This window comes from Rhodanobacter sp. Col0626 (genome assembly GCF_049994385.1).
Taxonomy (GTDB): domain Bacteria; phylum Pseudomonadota; class Gammaproteobacteria; order Xanthomonadales; family Rhodanobacteraceae; genus Rhodanobacter.
In genome coordinates this window covers 2,942,131-2,965,698 of the sequence record NZ_CP188260.1, presented here as the reverse complement: position 1 = coordinate 2,965,698, position 23,568 = coordinate 2,942,131, and the positions used below count along the sequence as shown (strand labels likewise).

19 protein-coding genes are annotated in these 23,568 nt (G+C 62.9%); 8 read left to right on the top strand and 11 right to left on the bottom strand.

Going from position 1 to position 23,568, the window contains the following annotated elements; genetic code table 11:
* Window positions 1-10: 10 nt before the first annotated feature.
* On the bottom strand, window positions 11-874 hold the full coding sequence (gene gluQRS / locus ACPPVV_RS12835) for a tRNA glutamyl-Q(34) synthetase GluQRS (RefSeq protein WP_426700279.1): 864 nt from the start codon (window positions 872-874) through the stop codon (window positions 11-13).
* 135 nt (window positions 875-1,009) lie between these two features.
* On the opposite strand from gluQRS, the gene htpX reads away from it, so the two are divergent.
* Together htpX and htpG are read left to right on the top strand one after the other, a co-directional pair.
* Window positions 1,010-1,897: a protease HtpX gene (gene htpX, locus ACPPVV_RS12830; RefSeq protein WP_426700278.1), complete on the top strand. Its 888-nt coding sequence runs from the start codon at window positions 1,010-1,012 to the stop codon at window positions 1,895-1,897.
* A 164-nt stretch (window positions 1,898-2,061) separates the two neighbouring features.
* Window positions 2,062-3,933, top strand: a complete 1,872-nt coding sequence (gene htpG / locus ACPPVV_RS12825; protein ID WP_426700277.1) for a molecular chaperone HtpG — start codon at window positions 2,062-2,064, stop codon at window positions 3,931-3,933.
* A gap of 172 nt (window positions 3,934-4,105) precedes the next feature.
* On the opposite strand, the gene ACPPVV_RS12820 is transcribed toward htpG, so the two are convergent.
* The 4 genes from ACPPVV_RS12820 to ACPPVV_RS12805 form a co-directional block, all read right to left on the bottom strand.
* On the bottom strand, window positions 4,106-5,566 hold the full coding sequence (locus ACPPVV_RS12820) for a serine hydrolase domain-containing protein (RefSeq protein WP_426700276.1): 1,461 nt from the start codon (window positions 5,564-5,566) through the stop codon (window positions 4,106-4,108).
* 159 nt (window positions 5,567-5,725) lie between these two features.
* Window positions 5,726-6,673, bottom strand: coding sequence for an alpha/beta hydrolase (locus ACPPVV_RS12815; RefSeq protein WP_426700275.1), 948 nt, complete (start codon window positions 6,671-6,673; stop codon window positions 5,726-5,728).
* 213 nt (window positions 6,674-6,886) lie between these two features.
* A complete protein-coding gene (locus ACPPVV_RS12810; RefSeq protein WP_426700274.1) occupies window positions 6,887-7,846 on the bottom strand; it encodes a restriction endonuclease in 960 nt (319 codons plus the stop codon).
* A 194-nt stretch (window positions 7,847-8,040) separates the two neighbouring features.
* Window positions 8,041-8,475 carry a nuclear transport factor 2 family protein gene (locus tag ACPPVV_RS12805; protein WP_426700273.1) on the bottom strand — a complete coding sequence of 145 codons (435 nt, stop codon included), beginning with the start codon at window positions 8,473-8,475 and terminating at the stop codon, window positions 8,041-8,043.
* A 365-nt stretch (window positions 8,476-8,840) separates the two neighbouring features.
* On the opposite strand from ACPPVV_RS12805, the gene ACPPVV_RS12800 reads away from it, so the two are divergent.
* A complete protein-coding gene (locus tag ACPPVV_RS12800) occupies window positions 8,841-9,143 on the top strand; it encodes a hypothetical protein (RefSeq protein ID WP_426700272.1) in 303 nt (100 codons plus the stop codon).
* Between the two features lie 218 nt (window positions 9,144-9,361).
* Window positions 9,362-10,510: a M23 family metallopeptidase gene (locus ACPPVV_RS12795; RefSeq protein ID WP_426700271.1), complete on the top strand. Its 1,149-nt coding sequence runs from the start codon at window positions 9,362-9,364 to the stop codon at window positions 10,508-10,510.
* Between the two features lie 55 nt (window positions 10,511-10,565).
* On the opposite strand, the gene ACPPVV_RS12790 is transcribed toward ACPPVV_RS12795, so the two are convergent.
* The 3 genes from ACPPVV_RS12790 to ACPPVV_RS12780 form a co-directional block, all read right to left on the bottom strand.
* Window positions 10,566-11,390 (bottom strand): alpha/beta fold hydrolase, encoded by an 825-nt coding sequence (locus ACPPVV_RS12790; protein ID WP_426700270.1) that lies wholly within the window; start codon window positions 11,388-11,390, stop codon window positions 10,566-10,568.
* A gap of 317 nt (window positions 11,391-11,707) precedes the next feature.
* Window positions 11,708-12,595, bottom strand: coding sequence for an alpha/beta hydrolase family protein (locus ACPPVV_RS12785; RefSeq protein ID WP_426700269.1), 888 nt, complete (start codon window positions 12,593-12,595; stop codon window positions 11,708-11,710).
* 175 nt (window positions 12,596-12,770) lie between these two features.
* Window positions 12,771-13,331 carry a hypothetical protein gene (locus ACPPVV_RS12780; protein ID WP_426700268.1) on the bottom strand — a complete coding sequence of 187 codons (561 nt, stop codon included), beginning with the start codon at window positions 13,329-13,331 and terminating at the stop codon, window positions 12,771-12,773.
* Between the two features lie 794 nt (window positions 13,332-14,125).
* On the opposite strand from ACPPVV_RS12780, the gene ACPPVV_RS12775 reads away from it, so the two are divergent.
* The 4 genes from ACPPVV_RS12775 (at window position 14,126) to ACPPVV_RS12760 (ending at window position 21,053) form a co-directional block, all read left to right on the top strand.
* The gene (locus ACPPVV_RS12775; protein WP_426700267.1) at window positions 14,126-17,152 is read left to right on the top strand and encodes a TonB-dependent receptor; all 3,027 of its coding nucleotides are present in this window, start codon (window positions 14,126-14,128) and stop codon (window positions 17,150-17,152) included.
* Between the two features lie 58 nt (window positions 17,153-17,210).
* A complete protein-coding gene (locus ACPPVV_RS12770; protein ID WP_426700266.1) occupies window positions 17,211-19,187 on the top strand; it encodes a CocE/NonD family hydrolase in 1,977 nt (658 codons plus the stop codon).
* A 199-nt stretch (window positions 19,188-19,386) separates the two neighbouring features.
* Window positions 19,387-20,121: a sulfite exporter TauE/SafE family protein gene (locus ACPPVV_RS12765; protein WP_426700265.1), complete on the top strand. Its 735-nt coding sequence runs from the start codon at window positions 19,387-19,389 to the stop codon at window positions 20,119-20,121.
* A gap of 125 nt (window positions 20,122-20,246) precedes the next feature.
* Window positions 20,247-21,053: an isocitrate lyase/PEP mutase family protein gene (locus tag ACPPVV_RS12760; protein WP_426700264.1), complete on the top strand. Its 807-nt coding sequence runs from the start codon at window positions 20,247-20,249 to the stop codon at window positions 21,051-21,053.
* Window positions 21,054-21,098: 45 nt separating this feature from the next.
* On the opposite strand, the gene ACPPVV_RS12755 is transcribed toward ACPPVV_RS12760, so the two are convergent.
* From ACPPVV_RS12755 to ACPPVV_RS12745, 3 genes are all read right to left on the bottom strand, one after another.
* The gene (locus ACPPVV_RS12755; protein ID WP_426700263.1) at window positions 21,099-22,379 is read right to left on the bottom strand and encodes an MFS transporter; all 1,281 of its coding nucleotides are present in this window, start codon (window positions 22,377-22,379) and stop codon (window positions 21,099-21,101) included.
* Window positions 22,380-22,415: 36 nt separating this feature from the next.
* Entirely contained in the window at window positions 22,416-22,979 is a 564-nt protein-coding gene (locus tag ACPPVV_RS12750; protein WP_426700262.1) for an isochorismatase family protein, read from the bottom strand.
* A gap of 120 nt (window positions 22,980-23,099) precedes the next feature.
* The gene (locus ACPPVV_RS12745; protein ID WP_426700261.1) at window positions 23,100-23,552 is read right to left on the bottom strand and encodes a MarR family winged helix-turn-helix transcriptional regulator; all 453 of its coding nucleotides are present in this window, start codon (window positions 23,550-23,552) and stop codon (window positions 23,100-23,102) included.
* Between the last annotated feature and the right edge of the window lie 16 nt (window positions 23,553-23,568).

The window sequence follows — 23,568 nt, the reverse complement described above, 5'->3', positions numbered from 1 at the left end:
TTATAGCGTTTCAGGCGACAGAGTGACCGCTGCATTGCGGCAAAACGGCAGGATCGAAATCCGCCAGCGCCTGCGCCAGCAAGGCGTCCACATCACCAGCCAGGCCGGATGCCGGCACACCCAGGAAAGCCAGCGCGCGGCGCAGGGCCGGCAATGGCGCGGCCGGATCGACCGGAAACGCCCGCGTGGATTTCGACAGCTTGCGGCCTGCGCCGTCCAGTACCAGCGGCAAATGGCGATAGCCCGGCGTGGGCAGCCCCAGGCAACGCTGCAACCAGATCTGCCGTGCGGTGGAGTCGAGCAGGTCATGGCCACGCACCACCTCGGTGATCCGCTGATGCGCATCGTCGACCACGCAGGCCAGCTGGTACGCATAAAAACCCTCGACCCGGCGTACCACGAAGTCGCCGCCTTCACGCAGGTCCTGTCGCTGCGGGCCCTGCAGCGCATCGTCGAAGACGATCTCGGCATCCGGCACACGCATGCGCCAGGCCGGCGGGTGGGCCGGATGCAGCGGGGCAACGCAGTGACCGTCGCGGTGGGTCCCCCCGGCACCGGCCAGGTCGCTGCGACTGCACCAGCACGGAAACACCAGATCCGCCGCGCGCAACTGCTCGAACGCCGCGTCATAGGCGTCGATTCGCTGCGACTGGTGAAGCGCAGGCGCGTCGGCGACCAGGCCAAACGCCGGTAATGCAGCCAGGATGCTCGCTGCCGAGCCGGGAACCTCGCGTGGCGGATCGATGTCCTCGATCCGCAACAGCCACTGCCCGCCGGCATGCCGCGCGCACAGCCAGCTGCCCACGGCGGCCACCAGCGAGCCGAAATGCAGCTGTCCGGTGGGCGAGGGGGCGAAGCGGCCGCGGTAGGTCATCCGGCTATTTTAGGGCAGGGCCACGCGACCGGGCACGCGCCGTCGGACGCCCCGTACCCTTGAAAGCGGCCGCCCGCGCCCGAATCTTCAACCGACATCCTGGTCCCTTTCATGACTGCCACAAGAGAGACAGCCATGCGTCGCATTGCCCTGTTCATCGGTACCAACCTCGCCGTCCTGCTGCTGCTGAGCATCGTCTGCCACCTGTTCGGCATCGACCAGATGGCCGCCGCCCGTGGCTACGGCGGCATGACCGGCTTGTTGGTGTTCGCCGCGGTGTTCGGCATGGGTGGCGCGTTCATCTCGCTGGCGATGTCCAAGATGATCGCCAAATGGTCCACCGGCGCGCGCGTGATCGCCCAGCCGCAAAACGAGGTCGAGCGCTGGCTGGTCGACACCGTACGCCGTCACGCCCAGAGCGCAGGCATCGGCATGCCGGAAGTGGCGATCTACGACGCGCCGGAGATGAACGCGTTTGCCACCGGCATGACCCGCAACAAGTCGCTGGTGGCGGTGAGCTCCGGCCTGCTGCAGCAGATGGACCGGGAGCAGGTCGCCGCGGTGCTCGGGCACGAGATCGGTCACGTCGCCAACGGCGACATGGTCACGCTCACCCTGATCCAGGGCGTGTTGAATACGCTGGTGATCCTGGCCGCACGCATCGTCGGTCGCGCCGTCGACAGCTGGATGAGCGGCGGCCGCGACAACCGTGGCGGCGGCATCGGCTACTTCGTGGTGGTGATGGTTCTGCAGGTGCTGTTCGGCTTGCTCGCCTCGATGATCGTGGCCGCGTTTTCGCGTTGGCGCGAGTTCCGTGCCGACGCGGCAGGCGCGCAGTTCGCCGGCCGCGGCGCGATGATCTCCGCACTGCAACGCCTGAAAGGCAATCATGGCGAAAGTACCCTGCCGACCACGATCGCTGCATTCGGCATTTCCGGTCCGCTGGCCGAAGGCCTCAAGCGCCTGTTCATGAGTCACCCGCCGCTGGATGAGCGCATCGCCGCGCTGCAGAACAGAGCCTGACCTCCGCTTTACTCCCTCCCCGGCGCGCAGGGGAGGGTTGGGGTGGGGTGCTCCTGGCCTTATCTTTAGAATCCAAGGTCAAAAGCAAACCCCCTCCCAACCTCTCCCTGCGAGCGGGGGAGGAGCCAATCTCCATAGTCAACGTCAGTCTGGAACATCCACGCATGAACGCACCTGCCACCGAAACCCGCAAATTCGAAGCCGAAGTCGCCCAGGTGCTGCATCTGGTCACGCATTCGCTTTACTCGCACAAGGAGATCTTCCTGCGCGAGCTGATCTCCAACGCCTCCGACGCCTGCGACAAGCTGCGCTTCGAGTCGATCGCCAATCCGGCGCTGTCCGCCGGCGACAGCGAGCTGCACATCGACGTCAGCTGGGATCCGGACGCGCGCACCGTCACCGTGCGCGACAACGGCATCGGCATGACCCGCGACGAAGTGGTGGCCAACATCGGCACCATCGCCAGCTCCGGCACCAAGCGTTTCCTCGAAGCGATGTCCGGCGAGCAGAAGGCCGATGCGCGCTTGATCGGCCAGTTCGGCGTGGGCTTCTATTCCGCCTTCGTGGTCGCCGACAAAGTTACCGTGATCACCCGCCGTGCCGACGCGCCGGCAGGCGAGGGCGTGAAGTGGGAGAGCGACGGCAAGGGCGAGTATTCGCTGGAATCCGTCGAGCAGGCCGAGCGCGGCACGTCGGTCATCCTGCATCTGAAAGCCGACGAGGACGAGTTCCTCAAGCGCTGGCAGCTGCGCTCGCTGATCACCCGCTACTCCGATCACGTCGCCTTCCCGATCCGCATGCCGACCGAGAAGGACGACAAGCCCACCGACGAATTCGAAACCATCAACGCCGCCTCGGCACTGTGGACCAAACCCAAGTCCGAGATCAGCGACGAGGACTACCAGAGCTTCTACAAGTCGCTCGGCCACGACTTCAATGACGCGCTCGCGTGGACGCACAATCGCGTCGAAGGCAGCCAGAGCTTCACCACCTTGCTGTACCTGCCGTCGCAGCCGCCGTTCGACTTGATGATGGGCGGCCGCGACGAGCGCAAGGGGCTCAAGCTTTACATCAAGCGCGTCTTCATCATGGACGCCGCCGAAGAGTTGCTGCCGAACTACCTTCGCTTCGTGCGCGGTGTGGTCGACGCCGATGATCTGCCGCTCAACGTCAGCCGCGAAATCCTGCAGCACAATCGCCAGCTCGAGCGGATCAAGGCCGCTTGCGTCAAGCGCGTGCTCGACCTGATCGAGAAGCTGGCGCGTGACGAACCGGAAAAGTTCGCCACCTTCTACAAGGCCTTCGGCAACACCCTGAAGGAAGGCATCAGCGAAGACGCCAACAACCGCGAGCGCATCGCCAAGCTGCTTCGCTTCGCTTCCACCAAGGGCGAAGGCACCGAGCAGAACGTCTCGCTGGACGACTACATCGGCCGCATGGCCGTGGGTCAGGACGCGATCTGGTACATCACCGCCGACAGCTACGCCGCGGCCTTCGGCAGCCCGCAGCTGGAAGCGTTCAAGGCCAAGGGTATCGAAGTGCTGCTGATGTCCGACCGCATCGACGAGTGGATGATCGGTAGCTTGAGCGAGTACGAAGGCAAGAAGCTCAAGAGCGTCGCCAAGGGCGACGTGCCGCTGGACGAAGCCGACAAGAAAAAACAGGAAGAGGCGACCAAGGAAGCCGAGCCGCTGCTGAAGAAACTCAAGGACCTGCTCGGCGATCGCGTGGGTGAGGTGAAAGTGTCGGCACGCTTGACCGATTCGCCGTCGTGCCTCGCGTTGAGCGATTACGAAATGGCGCCGCATCTGGCCCGTCTGCTGCGCGAAGCGGGGCAGGAGATGCCCGATTCCAAGCCGACGCTGGAGATCAATCCGCAGCATGCGTTGGTCAAGCGCGTGGAGACCGAGGCTGACGAGGCGAAGGCACGCGATCTGGCCACGTTGCTGCTGGAGCAAGCGGAGATTTCCGCGGGTGCGCAGCTTCCTGATCCGGCGGCGTTCGTGCAGCGGATGAATCGGGTGCTGCTGGGGTGAAGCGCGGAGCGCCTTGCTGAGATGAGAAAGCCCGCCAATTGGCGGGCTTTTTTTTAGCTCCCTCTCCTCTTCGGGGAGAGGGTTGAGGGGGGGCGGGCGGGTGCTCGCCACGAAACGGCCTGTCCGTCATCCCGGCGAAGGGCTGGGATCGCTCATTTTCCACACGCAACACCTAACGATTGTCTGGGTCCGACCTCACGGCCAGATTCAGCAGCTTTCCCTTGGCATCCAGCTCCACCAGCATGATGCGTGTGTCGCCGACTACGCCTATGCGGTACACCGAGCGCACGGCGCCATCGTGCTCGGTGCGTTTGATCAGCACCAGTGGCGCGGCATTCCACTTCGTGGGTAGCTGGCTGCGCATGTCGACGGCATCATCGGGATCGAAGGTGTAGCCGGCGTCTGCGCTGAACTCGCTGCCGATGTTCTTGCCGGACAGCATTCGTTGCAGGACATCGCGTGCGTGGGTGGCGATTTCGGGTTTGCTGTCCTTGATGGCTGCATTCGGCTTCGGCATCAGCGCCGGCTCCACCAGGCCGGCGATGACGTGCGACAGGTAGACGGGACTGGAATGGCCGGCGTCGAGGTTGGTCAGCACCACCACGGTCAGCTTGTCGTCGACGTAGCGGTTGATGGTGCAGGTAAAGCCTTGCCAGGAACCGGTGTGCTGGATCACGCGGTGGCCGTTCATGCTGTCGCTGGCCCAGCCGAAGCCGTAGTGGCTGGCGTTGGGCTGGCCGTCGTTGAGTACGAACGGCGTCCACATCGTTTTCAGCGATTTGCGGCTGAGCAGGGTGGTGCCGTAGAGCGCGCGGTCCCACTTTTCCAGATCGACGACGTTGAAATAGAGCGTGCCGTCGGCGGTGGAGTTGAGGCTGGGGGATACCCAAGTCTGGTTTTTCAGTTGTCCGCCGACGATCTCGTAACCGGCGGCGCGGCCGGGAACGATGTCGCGGTCGGAGATGCCGCGCGTGGAGACCATGCCGAGTGGGGCGAAGATCCGCTCATGCATGAAGTCGCGGTAGTTCTGTCCGGTAACCTTGTGGATCAGTACGCCGAGCAGCGCGTAGTTGGTGTTGCGGTAAGCCCACTGGTCGCCTGGCTTGAATTCGATCGGCAAGGTCTCGATCTTCTTGACCAGCTCGTCTTCGGTGAAGTCCTTGCGCGAATCGAACAAGCCGCCGGGCTGCATGAGCGAGGGATCTTCATACTCAGCCAGGCCGGAGGTGTGCGACAGCAGGTTCTTCACCTTGATCGGTTTCCAGCTCGCCGGTGCGTCGGTGAAATATTGGGTGATGCTGTCGTCCAGGTTCACCTTGCCCTGTTCCAACAGCATCATCACGGCGGTGGCGGCGAACTGCTTGCCGACCGAGCCGGACTGCATCAGGGTAATCGGCGTGACGGGTGCCTGCCATTCGATATTCGCCAGCCCGTAACCCTTCACCAGTACCGCGTGACCATCGCGGTAAATGCCTACTTCGGCGCCGGGGATGTGCTCTCGCGCCATCTCGGCGGTGACATAGCGATCGATCGCGGCAATTTGTGTTGGCTCGAGCTCAGCCGCTCGGGCCGATGCCGCCGCCGAGGCGCAGGCGAGAAGTGATACAAACAACATGCCGCGTGGCAGGGACATGATTGAATACTCGCTGCAGGGATCGGAGAGGGATACGCATTCTGGCTGAAGCGATTCTGGATTTCTGCGGTGATGTTTTCGCATGCCATGCGTCACGTTCCAGAGCGCAAAGCCGACTATCCGGAACCCGGCTCGCTATCCATTCTCCTGAGGCCGCGTCTAGCGGCCCGCGGCAGGAATCATCCCGATGGTGCTCATCCACGTCTCGGCCAGGGCTGGCCAATGGCTGATCGGATTCGATGTGGGCCTGAGCCCGAACGCATGTCCGCCGTGTGCGTACAGATGCATCTCCACTGGCACATCGGCCTTTTTAAGCGCGGCGTAGTAGGCCAGCGCCTGATTCACACCGTCCACGTGGTCGTCTTCCGCCTGCAGCAAAAACGTGGGTGGCGTCTCGTGGGAAACCGGAACATGGCGATTGAACACGCCGTCATCGGTCACGAGATGTCCCGAATAAATCGCCAGCGAAAAATCCGGGCGGCTGCTTTCCTTGTCGGCGGAATCCACTGGCGCATACAGATGATGTTTGAAGTTCGTGCTGATTTCCGCCACCAGATAACCGCCCGCCGAAAAGCCGATCACTCCAACCTTGTGTGGATCGACGTGCCATTCCGCCGCACGAAAGCGCACCAGCCGCAGCGCTCTCTGGGCGTCCTGCAGCGCCTGTGTCGACAGTTCGAAATCGTGGGGTCGGCAATCGCAGTGCCAGTCGTAGGGCGCGCTCGGGACGCGATACTTCAACAGCACGCACGTGATGCCGCGGGAGGTCAGCCAATCGCATGCTTCGGTGCCTTCCAGGTCCATGGCCAGCATCTCGAAACCACCACCCGGAAACACAAGTACTGCGGCACCCGTGTTCTTTCCCTTGGGCGCATAGACCGTCATCGTGGGTTGCGACACGTTGCTTACGGCTACCGCGGTTTTGCCGGCGATCAGCCCGGTGCTTGTCTTGGCGTGCTCCGGCCCCGGCATGGGCTTGGCATCCGGCGGCGTGCCGGGCCACAGTGGTATTTGTGTGTGCCCGGTGACGGGCTGCCAGACCTCCGTTCTCGCATGCGCGCTTGCGCATGCCGCCAGTAGACACAGTGCAATGGTCCACAGCTTCATGACACTCCTCCGTTTTGGCGCTCGGCCAATGGTGTGATCAAGGCAGGAAATTTGTTGGAATTCTCAACCGATCCTGCACGCCGTGATGGGCTGGTTTCTGCTCCTTTTGTGGATTTCTTCGGGCATCCTGCTGCTTGTTCCGCGAAGCGAAGCAAGGATTTCGTGCCGCTTCGCCGCGCGAGCCACTTATCGCATTGACGTACCTGAGGCTCGTTAGCGCAGCGGCATTTCCTTCGTAGTCTTCTCCAAGATCTTCATCGACTCGGCATTTTGTTTTTTCCACTCGCGCATCTCCGCATCGTTCTGTGATTCGCTCACATGGATCGTCGGTTGGGTGAGTGATGTTCGCGCGAGTGCCGGACGAGGCATTGGTCGTAGCTCCGGTCTGTCAGGTGCCTGGACGAAGATAGAGGTTGGGACAATCGGCTGCGGCGCGGTGGAAGATGAGAGAGCTGCGATCACCAGCAGGCTGGCAACCAAGCTTCCGCCAAAGGCGAGCGGCGTATCCAGGGGACTCGTGTCACGGGCCCTGGTTTTTTGCAGCGAACGCACGGTGGCGATCAGTTCGCCACCGTGGATCAGTTCGATGGGTTTGCCTTGGGCGAAACGTCGGGCATCGCTGGTGTAATCGCCGAGGGCGACGATCTTCACGGCATCAGCGCGCTCGTGGACGAGTACGCCGAGCATCTCGCGTACGACTTTGACGCCGACCTGCCAGCTCTGCCATTGCTTGCACTGCACCAGCGTGGTCTTGCCGTCCTTGCGCAGGATCAGGTCGATGCCGCCATCGGCGCCGCCGAGGCCGGTTTCTTCGACGGCGTAGCCCTGACGGCGAAAAGCTTCACCAGTGAGTTGCTCGAACTGGCGCCAGCTTATCTGGCGCAGGCTGTCGACGCCGGTCTGCTTGTCGAGCAGTTTCCGGCGACTGCGACGGCCAAGGAAAGAGGCGAGGGCGGCGATCCAGCATCCGACCAGGAGCACCCAACCCAGCGGTGCGTAGACACCTTCGGAGGCCAACTTGCCCAGTCCGGACAGGTAAAGGCTGTGGGTCGAAGTGAAATACGCGCCAATCCCGTAGCGGATGACGAGATACCCGATCAGACCCATCAATACACCGACTGGCCAAGGCATCGAGGCCACGACGTCGATCCCGCTCTGCTTGCGCTTCGCCATATCGCTCCCCCCGGGCGTTCCCTGGCAGCGGCAACCTTACCGCGGCTGGACGTTCACGCAAGCATTTTTTCGATGCCGATCAGCTGCCCGGAATCCCGGCACCCTGCCGAGGGCGCGCGGTGGCATGGAGCCGTTTGCGCGGTGAACGCGGGATACGCTGGCGCGAAAGGCTTATGGCAAGGCGCCGCCAAGACTCAAGTCCCCGGCGGGAACCAGAGCTTGGCGATCTTGCCGTTACGCACTTCGTACACGGCGAGCGAGTCCGGCGCGTGCTTGCCGGGCGGCAGGCCATGCAGGTGTTCCAGGTCGATGACGACCGGACCATTGACGACGCGCTTGGCGATGTCCACGCCGAAGTCCTTGGGCACCTTGCCCAGGAAAGCGAACGCCTGCTTGAGCGCGGCCTGTCCCTTGATCTCCGGGCGCTTGCCCGAGAGGTCGATGACGCTGGTGTCGTCGGCGTAACAGGCGGCAAAGGCCTCGATGTCATGCGCGTTGTAGGCATCGACCTGGGCCTGAACCACCTGGGCCGGGCTGGAAGTGGCACTGGTGTTTCCACAGGCAGCCATGGCCGGGAGTACGGGTATCGCCAGCAGTGCGGCGACGAGTCCTGCGAATCGGAATGTCATGGTCTCTCCAATGAAGTTCGTTTGACGCACGTCGGGCGCTCGAGCTTGTGATCTTAGTAGCGTTCTGACCATGAATCGAGGCAGCGTGCGACGACGCCTCGCGCACCATGCCTACCTGCGCCAGCCACTTCCATATTGCAGGCGAAAGCCTCGTGCGTTGATGCTGTCGTGCTCATCGGACTCGCCATCGCCATCGCCATCGTGATCTCGTGTCATGCCGGCGTTTCATTCGTGAAAGGCTATCAGCCGCGATGGACCCTCCGCGTCACTCATGTCCTCAATAGTGCGTCCCCGCCGCGCGTCGCGCCGCGTGGATGCCACGCGAGAACGCCCGGTCTGCGGGGGTTTGCTGCCTGGCGCCGAACATGGCGCGGATCTTGATTGATCTGAACCAGTCAGATGGATCCGGAGGCTGCGCGATGTTCTTCCATGACCTGCCCTTCGAGGGCGATCCCACCGGCGTGTGGGTACTGAGAACGGTGAACGGATTTGCGCGGCGATTCACGTCGCGCTTCGCGGCGCTGGCGTTTGCGACCGACGATGCGGCCGAGCGGACGAGCGCCGGTAGTCCCGTGACCATCCGGGTCGAGGGTGCCGACGGCGTGTGGCGCGCGTTCGATGCCCGGATGAAGGGCGTGCCCTGCCAGCTTCAAATCCGGCAAGGCTAGTTCGACGGTCTCACGCTGCAATTCCATGCACAGCGGGGCTGTTGTGAGCGTCTTGCCACCTATCGGGTTTGCTGCTTCATCCGGCCTGGCGTCCTGGGTATCGCGGGCGAGGTGACTACTGGCAGGTATGCGCGGCGAGGTTCCTGCGCAATAGTGGAAACATCCCCTCGCCGAAGCCGATCTCGTGCCGGTGTGTCTACCCCAGTGAAGGTGCAACGATGATCCGATTCGTTCTGGCGATGCTGCTGGTGTGTCTGTCCGCATCGGCAAGTGCGGCGGTGCTGCGTCAGTCGTTCGACCTGCAGGTGCCGGAGGCGCCCACGGCGGTGACGGTCGGCGGTCGGCGACAGCTCGTCTACGAATTGCATGTCACGAATTATGCCGGCGCCGGCCTGATGCCCTTGACGCTGGACGTGCTCGACGCCGATGCGACGAACAGCAAGCTGCTGGCATCGTGGACAGGTCCTGCGCTGCAGGCCCGCACGGCGATCGCGGGCACCGACCGGTCACCGGGTGCGCAGGGTCTGGCCGCCGGCATGCAGGCGGTGATCTATATCGAAGTGGTACTGCCTGCCGGTGCCGTTGTGCCCCATCGGCTGAACCATCGGCTGACTTACGAGACCATGGCCTTGCCCACACGCGAATCGGGCGAGGTGTCGGGCGGTGTCGTTGCCGTCGAACGGAGCGCTCCGGTGACGCTTGCGCCGCCCCTGCACGGTGGACCGTGGGTCGCCATCTACGACGCGTCCGTGCCGCGCGGGCATCGGCGGGTGATGTTCGCGCTGGATGGACGGGCACGAATTCCCGCGCGCTTCGCCATCGACTGGTTCCGGCTGGATGCGAACGGGCATCACGCGCGCGGCGACGCGCAGAAGGTGGCTAACTGGCTCGGCTATGGCGAGGACGTGCTGGCGGTGGCCGATGGCACGGTGGTCGCCGTACGAAACGATTATCCGGAGAGCCGCAGCTTGAAGAGTTCCAGGCACCCGCTGGGCGAGGGCAGCGGCAACTTCGTTTCGCTCGCGTTGGGCGAGCGCCGATATGCGCATTACGAGCATTTGCGTCCCGGCAGTGTCCGGGTGCATGTCGGTGAGCATGTGCACCGCGGAGAGGTCATTGCCGCACTCGGTTTCACCGGTGACTCCACCGGCCCGCACCTGCATTTTCACGTCAGCGATGGCGCCTCTCCGCTGGCTGGCGAAGGCCTGCCGTTTGTCATCGCCCGTTATGACGTGCTGGGCGATTATCCTGATCTGGATGATTTCGACGCGGGCAAGCCGTGGCATGCGTCGCCCGCGGAAACTGTGCGCAGCCGACACGGAGAGATGCCCGCACCCAGCGCCGTCGTGGCGTTTCCGGCGAGCTAGCGAAAACCGGGCTCAGTTGAACGAACGTGCCTGGTTCGCGACCGATCGGCGATACTCAGGCCTTGGCGAAAGCGAGCAGGTCCGCATTGATGACGTCGGCATGGGTCGTCAGCGCCCCGTGGGGGAAACCCGGATAGATCTTCAGCGTCGCGTTCTTCAAGAGTTTTGCTGAGAGAACCCCCGCATCCTGGTACGGCACGATCTGGTCATCGTCTCCGTGCATCACGAGCGTCGGCTGCCCGATTTTTTTCAGATCCTCGGTAAAATCGGTTTCGGAAAATGCCTTGATGCAGTCGTATTGAGCCTTGGCGCCGCCCATCATGCCCTGCCGCCACCAATTGCGAATGATCCCTTCCGAGGGCTTCGCGCCCGAACGATTGAAGCCATAGAAGGGTCCTGATGGCACGTCCAGATAAAGTTGGGCCCGGTTGGCCGCGAGTTGTGCGCGAAAACCATCGAAAACCTCGATGGGAAGTCCACCCGGGTTGTTCGGTGTTTTCAGCATGATGGGTGGCACGGCACTGATCAGCACGGCTTTCGCCGTGCGCTGTTGACCATGACGAGCCACGTAACGCGCTACTTCGCCGCCCCCCGTTGAATGACCCACATGAATGGCGTCCCGCAAGTCCAGCGCCTCGGTCAGCGCCGCGAGATCGGCAGCGTAGTGATCCATGTCATTGCCTTCGGGAGTCTGCGTGGAGCGGCCGTGTCCCCGACGGTCATGAGCGATCACCCGATAGCCATGACCCAGGAAGAACAGCATCTGGGCGTCCCAGTCATCCGCCGACAACGGCCAGCCGTGGCTGAACACGATGGGTTGGCCATGTCCCCAGTCTTTGTAATAGATCTCGGTACCGTCGCTGGTCTTGATGCTGCTCATGTTGCGGCTCCCGTATCTGGACTCGCTTGATAGCTACCGCGGCACCCGCGTTTTGCGTATTTCGGGGAATGCCGCAGCCATGGTCTCGATGCGAACCGTACGCCGAATAGCGAGAAAAATACGTTGGCGAGGTACTGCACTTCTGGCTTCAGAGGCTGGACGGGCTCGGCCGTCCTTGTTGAGGATGGCGGTGGCCGACGGCAGGGGGCGCTCGAATTCCTTCGACGCTATTCCCTGCCATCATGCGAATCGATGGAAGTTACTTGCGCTGCTTCTTGGCGCGCGACGCGATTTGAGCAGCCGCTTTCGGCATCGGCCTACCTGGGCAACTCCGCCAGCCACTTCAACACCGTCCGCGAAAGCTCGATCCGCTGATCGGAATAGGCATGGTCGGTCGGCAGGTGCACGGTGGTGACGTGTGTGTCGCCGGCTTTGCGAAGATCCGTGGCGAAGGCCTGGTTTTCCTCTGCAAGGCCGTCGTCGGAGGTCACGATGAGGGCGGTGCGGTTTTTCAAGATGTCGACTTTCGAGGGGAAGGTCCAGCGGGACGCGTGATCGACCAGTTCGCGCGCCAGTCCGTCCGGAGTGCAGCCACTCAGCGGAGCTATGCCTTCGTCGGCGAGACCGATGGCCATGGCTTTGATGCCTGCGGTTTCGCCATCTTTGCGAACCAGTTGCCGGGCATGCCAGGCCATGTCAGCTGCGGAGATGGTGGCGAAGGCCTTGATGGCGGGATCTGCCGCCACGGCCTGCACGGTCATGAAGCCGCCCATGCTGTGGCCGATCAACACAATGCGTGCGGGATCGAGCCGCAGCTTTTTGGCTGCGTCGGGGCGGCGTAGATAGGCCAGCGCGGCGGCGGTGTCCTCAATGCCGTGGGCAAACGAGAAGTCGCCCGGGGTGCCCCACGATCCGCGATAGTTGAAGTAGAGGACGTCCCAGCCGGCGCGGCGCACGTCCTGCGCCAGATCGAGGTTGCGTTCGTTGCCGGGAAAGCCGTGCAGCAGGATGACCGCGGGATGGGGCCCGGCACCGGCGGCGACATAGACCAGTGCATTCATCAGCGCGCCGTGGCTGGGGATCTGCATGGTCTCCATGGCGGCACGGTCGCCCGTCGGCGTTTCCACGGGGTGTGCCGGCGCGGCTCGTGCGTGTGCCGGAGACGGGCTCCATGTCAGGCCAACCGAAAGGCCGACGGCCAGCAACGTGTGCAACAATCCGTTGTTCATGTTTCCTCCCGGGCTTGAATGAGGCTATCGACAAAACAGGCGGATGGGATGTTGCCTGATCGTTGGGATTGGCAGCGCGGTACGGCCGCAAAAAACCCGTCGAATGCGACGGGTTTTTCTTGTTTACATCACTTGGCAATTGCTGCCTGCGTCAATGCCCTTTGCCAGGCGCCGCGCTGGGCGCATTGCGGGAGGCGTTTTGAATGGAGCGGGTTGGCGCGCTCTGGAAACTCCGGAAGTTGGCAGGCCTGTAGGAGCCCCGGTTTTCGTTGTACCGGAAATGTTGCCTGCGATCGAAGGAATTCCTGTTCGCCAACGCCAGCCGATGTCCGTCGATGTGGACCCAGTACCAGGAACCCGACGGTACCGGGTTGCTCGATACGTAGGCGAACCTGGCGTCATAGTCGCCTTCCGGGCGCGGTGACGCTTGCAGGGCCACGTTGATGATGAACTGGCTGGACATGGGGCGCCCACGACGGTCGGTCGCTGGTTTGCTGATCATTTCAGCCAGGTTCTGCATCAGCAGCCGGTTGAGTTGCGGGGAAAGCTCCGTGGACGGTGAGGCGTCCGTGATCCTGCCCTGGGCGTTCACCTGCAGCAGAACCGGCATGACCCTGGGCTTGAACTCATTGAGCGATCCGGAGGAAGCCACGGCAACACCGCTGCCGACAGCCAACATTCCGAAAAACACGAGTGGGAGAAAGTGCTTCATAACGACCTCCTGGGATCACCATTGAATATCGCCATGAGCGCCATGGACGATACGCCATCCTCCTCCGCCTGTACTGTCCTCCCAAGATGGTGATGCGTCAATGAAGGCTGGGGTCGTGGAATCAGGTAAACCGGTGTCATGTGACGGTTTTTCGGGATGGATTCCGGATGACGGTGTTGTCTGACCCCATCGTGCAGTCGCGAGGCTGGTCTCCGGTGGTGCCAGGTAGTCCATACATTTTCCTATGCGGTGATCTGCAGCCGGAGGTTTCCGACCAAAACAACCGCCAGACGGCTTGCGAGCTTATGCGGCGCATGGGTCAGTTCGATATCGGGGCTCTGATGTTGCATGGAACGACAGGGCTATGGGGCTGGCGAATAAATCACGCGATCGGTTACGCATGCAATGCTGTGTTTGCTCGACCACATGGCCAGTGGATGTCCAGACGTCCAGACGTCCGAACGTAGACAGGTGTCACACCGTTCGTGACTAATGGCACGGTGGTCCCATGATTGCGTGGGGTAGGGTCACTGGGCGTTTATCTGCAACGGATATATGCGGGTGAGGCGCGTTGTCGATAGCCCAATGGACAATGGCGCGATAACTACGGCGCAGCTTGCAACACGAGTCTGGGGAAACTGCCTGTTATCTGATTTATCGCTATTCAACTCCCGAGATCGAAATTCATGCACGTTGCGCGGCTGGTCGAAATCGGCCGGCGGGATCCTGTCTTCGCCAGTTCTTTGGGGGAGGGCTGACAGCGGATGCACTAATACTTTCTCGGGAGATCATTCATGCATTCTTTCACCCGCCGCGGATGGCGACGTACGACGTTGGCCATGGGATGGTCCCTGGCGTGTTGCGCCGGTACATCTTTTGCGCAGAGCAGTTCCGGTGCCGTTTTTGGCCAGGTCGATGCCAAGCCGGGAACCACCGTCGTGTTGCGTAACCTCGGTACCGGACTGACCCGCGAAGTGCCGGTGGATAGTGCAGGTCGCTATCGCGCACCGGCGATGCCGGTAGGCACCTACGAGGTTTCCCTGCGGGGCGGGGGCGAGACTCTGCAGCATCGCGACAATGTTGTCGTGCATGCGGGCACCGGCGCCGAAGTGTCGTTCGCCGCGGCCAAGCCATCGGCGGCGGATGCGCGAACGCTGGAGGGTATTTCCGTGGCGGCTTCGGCGCTGCCGGCCATCGATGTTTCCTCGGTCGACACGCGCACTGTCCTTACGTCGGAACAGATGGCCAGAATCCCGGTGACACGTGACGTCACCCAGGCGGCGCTGCTCGCGCCGGGCGCCGTCGGCAGCGATTCTCGCTACGGCAATACGGCGTCGTTCGGTGGTTCCGCGGCGTCGGAGAATGCCTATTACATCAACGGCTATCCGGTCACCAATCCACTGAACAGCATCGGTGCGACCACGTTGCCGTTCGATGCCATCGACCAGGAACAAGTGCTCACCGGCGGTTACGGCCCGGAGTTCGGACGCTCCATCGGTGGCGTGATCAATATCACCACCAAGCGTGGCGGCAACACCTGGAAAGCCGGTGCGGCCATGTACTGGTCGCCGAGGTCGCTGGAGTCCAGCCCGCGCAACATCTACTACGTGCCAGGTACGCAGGCGCCGCTTTCCGGCCAGCTCTACCAGTACCGCCGGAGCAACAAGACGTCGTCCGCGGAGGTCGGCGCGTACATCAGCGGTCCGCTGATCAAGGACAAGCTGTTCTTCTACGCCAGCGGTGAGTTCGAAAAGAAGAACAGCCCCGTCTACCAGAATGCCGACGATGCGATTTCGACCGGCAGGATCGATTCGGATTACAAGACGCCGCGCTGGATGACCAAGCTGGACTGGAACCTCAACGACAGCAATATCCTCGAGTTCACCGCAGTCTCCGACGAAACCGGCCAGGACGACGTCTACTACAGTCCGGTCGACTATCCGTCGGTGACGGGCGGCCGGGACAGGATCGGCGGCTATCGCTACAAGGATTCCAGCAAGCTGTATGTCGCCAAGTACACCGGCTACCTCACCGACAACCTGACGCTTTCCGCCCAATATGGCCGGCAAAACTCGGAAAATTATTCCGAGCCGCTGGGATACGACCCCAGCCAGCCTTATGTCGAGGATGACCGTGGCGTGGCCGCGGGCGAACGCAAATATTCCAATCCGGCGCAGCCTTATCTGTCGCCCGGTACGCCGGACAACGGCAGCAGGACGAATGGCTGGCGCCTCGATTTGGACTGGACGTTGGGCAGCCATACCCTGACTTTCGGCGTCGATCGGCAGAACCTGGAAGCGACGGTGATCGACAAGAATTCCGGGCCGGGAAACCTTGCCTACACCTACCATCGCACGCAGACGCCAGACCAGTCGATCGATGCGGGTGCCGGCATCGGTGCTCCCGGCCAACAGGATTACGTGGACGAAGGCGTGTTCCTCGCCGGCGGCACGTTTACCGTTGAACAGGAAGCGCAGTACATCCAGGACGCCTGGCAGATCAACGATCAGTGGCTGCTCAAGCTGGGTCTGCGCAACGAGCAATTCACCAACTACAACGGCGCGAACCAGGCCTATGTCGCCCAGCGCCACCAGCTTGCGCCGCGCCTGGGCGTCAGCTGGGACGTGTTCGGTGATTCCTCGTTGAAGGTGTTCGCCAACGCGGGCCGTTATCACCTCGCCCTGCCAAACAATGTGGCGCGGCGCGGCATTGGCGGTTCGCTCAACACCCGTGAATATTTCACTTATACGGGTGTCGACGCCAACGGTGTACCGACTGGCCTGGTGCCCATCGGTCGCGATGGTCCGGGCAAGGGGCCGTTGCCCGGACCCTATTCGGTCAACCAGGAATACGGCCAGTATCCCGATCCCCGGACGATCGCCGCCAAGAACCTCAAATCGAACTACCAGGACGAATACATCCTGGGCATGGAGAAGTCGCTCGGAAAGTACGTGTTCGGCGCCAAGGCGACGTACCGCAACCTGCTCGGCTCCATCGACGATACCTGCTACGCCCCGCTGGATGGGTTCTGCCGGTTGTTCAACCCGGGTCGGGCCAATGTCTTTCTCGTCCCGAATGACGACGGCACGCTCAAGACCATCACGGTTACCCAGGCCGAGTCGGGTTTTCCCGAACTCAAGCGCAGGTATTACGCGCTCGATTTCTTCCTGGAGCATCCGCTCGACAACGGCTGGTATGGCAAGGTGACCTATACCTTCTCGCGCAGCTACGGCGACACCGAGGGCCAGCTGCGCTCCGACACTGGGCAGACCGATGTTTCGCAAACCGTGAGCTGGGACCGTCCGGAGAACATGGTCGGCTCCAACGGTCCGCTGCCGAACGATCGCACCCATGCGCTCAAGGCCTACGGCTATTTCGAGTTCACCCCGGAATGGCGCGTCGGTGGCGCGTTCACCGTCCTGTCCGGTCGCCCGAAGAACTGCAACGGCTACTGGCCGGTGGCCGGCGTGCCGTTCCTTGGCGGGGGCGGATATTTCTTCTGCGGCGTGGATGCGGTCGTGGATGCGAATGGCAACGTGGTCACTCCGGCAACCTACAAGGAGACGCCGCGCGGATCGCAGGGGCGCATGCCCTGGGAGTACACCGTGGATGTCAATGCGGCCTACCGGCCCGCCTTCGCCGACCATCAGTTCGAGCTCAAGGTCGATGTGTTCAACCTGTTCAACTCGCAGGTCGCGCAGAACCGGATCGAGAGGTTCTACAGTCCGCGCAACACCCTGAGCCGCGACGGCGGGCGCGTGGTCAGCTACACCGATCCGCGCACGGTCAGGCTCTCGCTCAGGTACGACTTCTCGCTTTAGTACGTTTTTCCGGCAAGTGAGCGCAACATCATTGGTAGTCAATGCAAGGAGACACCGAATGCACAAGAAGCACCTGTGTACCGCCTTTGCGGGCATGGCCGTTCCCTTCGGTCTTTCGCTGTTGCTGGCCGTACCGGCCTCGGCGCAGCGCCTCGATCCGCAGGCCAAGCTGGTTGCCCAGCGCAACGACATCGAGCGGCAACTGCAGAAAGTGGCGATCGTCGACCGCAAGGTGATGGTGAAGATGCGCGACGGCAAGTTGATGGCGGCCGACGTCTATCGTCCGAAAAACGCCACCGGCAAAGTGCCGATCATCTTCGTGCGCACGCCCTACAACTTCAATTTCTGGGATGTGAGGATCGGCGCGCCGCGCGACATGAGCAAGGAGCTCGAGGCGGTCAAGCGTGGCTACGCCTTCGTCGAAATGAACGAGCGCGGACATTTCTACTCGCAGGGCAATTACGACATCCTCGGGCCGCCGTTGACCGATGGCTCCGACGAGATCAAATGGATGTCGTCGCAGCCCTGGTCCAATGGCAAGGTCGGTACCACCGGCTGTTCGTCGACGGCGGAGTGGCAGCTGGCCGTGGTGGCGCAGAACGATCCGGGCTTGGCCACGTTCAACGTGCAGGGTTTCGGCGCCGGCGTGGGCAAGGTCGGTCCGTACTACGAACAAGGCAACTGGTATCGCGGTGGCGCGGTGCAGATGCTGTTCATCGACTGGCTCTATGGCGAGCAGAACCAGGTGCGGCCGACGCTGCCGTCGAATACTTCGCAAGCCGACCTGATCCGCACCTCCAAGATGTTCGACTTCGCGCCGCAGATGCCGCCGGTGGACTGGGACAAGGCGTTCTGGCACCTGCCGGAAAAGGACATCATCAAGTCGGTGGGTGGACCGCCGGGCATTTTCGACACGGCCATGCCCGTGCCCACCGGCGGCAACATGATCGTCCGCGCGCCGAACGACCCGGCCTGGAAAAAAGGCGGCCTGTGGAACGAGAGCATGAAGGTCAGCAAGCCTGGCCTGTGGTTCATGAGCTGGTTCGACGTGTCGGTGTCGCCCAACCTGGCTGCCTACAACGAAGTCAGGCGTACCGCGCCGAAGGCCATCGCCGACCAGCAGTACGCGGTGATCGCTCCGGTGCTGCATTGCGCGTACACCCGCGCCACCGAGAACACCGTGATCGGCGATCTCGACATGGGCGATGCCCGCCTCGACTACAACAAGCTGATGTACGGCTGGTTCGACCATTTCCTCAAGGGCGAAGACAACGGCATTCTGGAAAAGCAGGCCAAGGTCACCTATTACGTCATGGGCGAGAATCAGTGGAAGACATCATCCAGCTGGCCGCCGGCCGGCGCCACCACCGAGGACTTCTATTTGAGCAGCAAGGGCAAGGCCAACACGCTGTACGGTGACGGCGCACTGACCACCGCGGCGGACACGGTCGATCACCCCGACCAGTTCATCTACGACCCAGCCAACCCGGTGCCGACCTTCGGTGGTGGCGGTTGCTGCCAGGGCAATGCGGTGAAGTTTGGATCGTACGACCAGCGCGGACACGAGACCCGCAACGACATCCTGGTCTACGACACCGAGCCGTTCAAGAAAGGCACCGAAGTCAGCGGCCCGATCACCGTCACCCTGTACGTGTCGTCCGATGCCAAGGACACCGACTTCACCTTCAAGGTGATGGACGTCTATCCCGACGGCAAGGCCTACAACCTCACCGAAAACATCCAGCGCATGCGTTATCGCAACGGTTACGACAAGCCGCTGGCATGGATGTCGCCGGGGCAGGTGTACAAGGTGACGTTCCAGCCGATCGACACCAGCAATTACTTCAAATCGGGTCACAAGCTGCGGGTGGCGATCTCGAGCAGCAACTTCCCGCGCTTCGATCGCAATCTCAACACCGGCGGCAACAACTACGACGAGACGAAAGGCGTGATCGCGCACAATGCCGTTCACCACGATAGCGAGCATCCGTCGAAAATCACCATCACGGTGGTACCTCGCGACGGGGCGCACTAGTTCACGAAGGCAACTGCCGACCTGGTCATGGCCGGGGAACCCCGAGATGGTTGGGTTCCCCGGTCACCGTTTCGCCATCGCCCTCAAGCCATCGCGACGTTGCATTTCCCGACGGCCTGCAGCGGCACCGCACCGCGCAGACCTTTCGTCGGACAGCTGTAGAATTCACGGCTGACCGCAGCACATCCGACGAGGGCAAATGATCGCGAACTGGCCGATGATCCATGTGATGGCAGTGTTGTTTCTCGCGACCTTCGTGCGCTCGGCATTCGGTTTTGGCGAAGCGTTGATCGCCGTGCCCCTGCTGGCGCTGGTCATGCCGGTGGATGTTGCCGCGCCATTGGCGGTGCTGATCTCGATCACGGTGTCCGTGATCGTGCTTGCGCAGGACTGGCGGCACGTTCATGTGCGCAGCGCCGGCTGGCTGGTCCTGTCGACGCTGGTCGGGACGCCGCTGGGTCTGTTGCTGTTGACCCGGGTCGACGGCGCCGTGGTCAAGACGTGCCTTGGCGTGCTTATCGTCGCGTTTTCGTCCTACTCGTTGTGGAGCCGGAAAAAGGCGGCGCTCGATGACGACAAACTGGCCTGGATATTCGGCTTCGCTGCCGGCGTCCTGGGCGGTGCGTACGGCATGAACGGACCGCCGTTGGTGATGTATGGCGCGCTGCGCGGCTGGTCGCCTAAGCGTTTCCGTGCCACCCTGCAAGGCTACTTCCTGCCTGCCAGCCTGATGGCGATGACGGGCTACTGGCTGGCAGGATTGTGGAAGCCGGAGGTCACCCATGACTATCTGACATCGTTGCCGGTGGTTGTCGCGGCGATCCTGCTGGGGCAGGCCGTGCATGGCCGGCTGGACGGACACTTGTTTCTTCGTTGCATCCACGTCGGGCTCATCATTATCGGCGTCGCGCTGGTGTTGCAGGCTGTCGTCTGACCATCGACGCCCGCCGCCCGATCCGGGCAACGATCGATTTCAGAAAGTGACGTATCCGGCGGCACAGCACGAGCCCCAGGCGCTACTCTTTCAGCTCACCCAGCCTGCATTCAACGGAGATCGATATGTCCCAGCACGCCGCCACGTTCCGTCAGATGCACGGTGGTCCTGAACCGTTGCGGCTGCCCAACGCCTGGGATGCCGGAAGCGCCCGATTGTTCGAGAGTCTCGGTGCGCCGGCGATCGCCACCACCAGCGCCGGTGTGGCGTGGGCGATGGGCTATGCCGACGGCGGAAGGATGCCGGTCGAGGTGGCGATCGCCGCCGCGGCCAACATGGCACGCGTGCTCCGGGTGCCATTGTCGGTCGATATGGAAAACGGCTACTCGGACGATGCCAGCGCGGTGGGCGAAACGATCCGACGGCTGCTCGACGCGGGTGTCGCCGGCATCAACATCGAAGATGGAACGGATGCCCCGGCGAAGCTTGCGGCCAAGATCGAAGCGATAAGGGCCGCGGCCGAAAAGTCGGGCTTGGACATTTTCGTCAACGTCCGCACCGATGTTTTCCTGGCAGGTCTGGTCGAAGGGCCGAAGCGCGTTGGCGAGACGCTGTCGCGCAGTGCGATGTATCGCGCGGCCGGAGCCGATGGCCTGTTCGTGCCGGGGCTTTGCGATCCATCGGAAATCGCCGCGGTGGTGGAAGGCGCCGGCATGCCGGTCAACGTCATGGCGTGGCCGGGCCTGGCATCGGCGGCAGAGCTGGGTCGGCTGGGTGTACGACGGTTGAGTGCCGGTTCCGGAATTTCGCAGATGCTCTGGGGCCAGGCGGAAAAGCTGGCGAAGGACTTTCTCGCCACGAGCGATTCCGGGTCGATGAGCGAAGGCTCGATGCCTTATTCGCAATTGCAGGCGTTGTTCGTGGAACGGTGACTCGCGGGTTGTCGCATCACGAGTGTTGCGAAGCGAAAGGGCCAGTCACTTGCCGGGCAATGCGCCCACGGAACCCGCGTCGCCAAGCGTGAAACGCGGATGCCACCCGTCGACGTGCAACTGCAGCTGGCGATACTTCGCCAGGTAGCGGATGCCGACAGCGGCGGCGATGCAACCCGCCGTTGCGCCAACGCCGAGCGCCCAGCGCGCACCGAATCGATCGACCACCCAGCCAACGATGGGTGCGCCGATCGGCGTGCCGCCGAGCGCGACGGCCAGGCGAATCGCCAGCACGCGTCCGCGCATCGTCCGTTCGGTCGACAGCTGCATCATGCTGTTGGTCGAAATGGTGAAGGTCGGCGCAGCCACGCCGACGACGAGCAGGGCGCTGCCGAACAACCAGTAGCTCGGCATCATCGCGGCCAGCAACAGGCCGACTCCGAACGTGGCCGCGGCGATCGACAGCAGTACGAAGCCGGGTTTTTCGCGACGGGCGGCCAGCAGCGCCCCGCCGACGGTGCCGATCGCCATGATCGAGGTCAGCAAGCCGTATTGGCTGGCGTCGCCATGAAAGACGGTGACCGACATGGTCGAGATAAAGATCGGAAAGTTCAGTCCGAACGTGCCGATCAGGAACAGCATCACCAGCACGGCTTTCAGGTCCGGCCTGTGCCAGACGTAGCGGAAACCGTCCGCCAGGCTGCCGCGGCTGCGCACCGCCCGTTCTTCCCGATGCAGTTCATGGATGCGCAGCAGGCAAAGGGAGGCGAGCACGGCGGCGAACGAGGCGGCGTTGATCACGAACAGCCAGCCTTCGCCGACGCTGGCGATCAGCATGCCGGCGACCGCCGGGCCGATCATCCGCGCGGCGTTGAACGACGTGGAGTTCAACGCCACCGCGTTGGACAGATCCGCTTCGCCGACCAGGTCGGAGACGAAGGTCTGCCGTGCGGGAGCATCGAACGCGGTCACGCAGCCAAGCAGGAACGCGAACACATAGACCTGCCACAAGTGCACCCATCCGCCGATGGTGAGGATGCCCAGCGCCAGCGCCAGCAAGCCCATGGCCGCCTGCGTGGCGATCAGCAATTTGCGTCGGTCCAGGTGATCGGCGGCGAAACCGCTCCACGGCAGCATCAATAGCTGCGGCCCGAACTGCAGCGCCATCACCGTGCCTACCGCCGTGGCGTTGTGGTGGGTCAGCTGCGTGAGCACCAGCCAGTCCTGGCCGATGCGTTGTGCCCACGTGCCGATGTTGGACACCAGCGCGCCGCCGGCCCACACCCGGTAGTTGAAGATTCTCAGCGAACGGAACGTGCCTTTCATCGCCTCGTCAGCAACCTCGCAGAAGTAACGCCGCGATCAGGCGCGGGAGTCGTCGAGCAGCCGGATGATTTCCCCAGTGGTGCCGGTCTCGCCGAGGCGCGGGAAAATGTTGGCGACGCTGTTCTGGTGCGCATCGGCGCTCATGTCGGTCATGGCATCGACGGCGAGGGTGATGTTGAAGCCCAGCTCATGCGCATAACGCGCGGTGGACTCCACGCCGACGCTGGTGGCGACGCCGGCCAGCACGATCTGGGTCACGCCCAGCTTTCTCAGGTGCGCTTCGAGATCGGTGTATGAGAACGCACCCCAAGTGCGCTTGGTCACTAGGTGATCCTGCGGCTGCCGGTTTAGTTCGGGCACCAGCTCCGCCCAGTCGGCGGGCAGGTCGCCCATGTTGCGCGGACGTTCGGTGCGGCCTGGTGCGCCACCGGTCACGTTGACCAGCACCACCGGCATATCGTGCTGACGGAACGCATCGGCCAGCGCGCTGGCGTGGGCCACCACGTCGGCAGTCGGGTGGGCGGTGGGGTAGGCGACGATGCCTTTCTGCAGATCGATGACGACGAGGGCGATGTTCGGATCGAGTGTGGTGAGGGCCATGGGGATGTCCTTTGGGGAAGTTTTGTAGGAGCCCGCTGGCGGGCGATGCTTTTCCACATAACGAAAGGCATCGCCCGCTAGCGGGCTCCTACGGGATCGACGCGTTGTGCGGCGTTGCCGTCACGATTCGACGAGGCGTTTGAGCAGTTCGACGGTGCTGGCAAGTTGCGCTTGTTCCTTCGGCGCGAGCCGCGTCTGGATGGCATGGAACAGCCAGTCTTCACGCGCGGCGCGGCTTGCCTTGATCAGTTTGTGGCAGGCGGGGGTAAGCGAAAGCACGGTTTGCCGCCCGTCGTCGGGATCCGGATCGCCGCGCACCAGTCCCGCCTCGAGCAGGGCCGAAACATTCGCGCCCATGGATTGCGGACGCATCCCTTCGGCGCGTGCGAGTGTCGTTACCGTGGCCGGTCCGTCACGCTCGAGATGGCCGAGTACGGATACCTGCGACCACGGCAGGCCACCGAAATTCGCCTGTTGGCGCAGCCGCCGTCGCAGTTTTCCGACCAGTACACGCAATTCGACCGCCGTGGCCATGTCGCGGGCGGCTGCCGGATCTTTCGCGGGACTCTTCATCTGCGAAGTTTGCCAG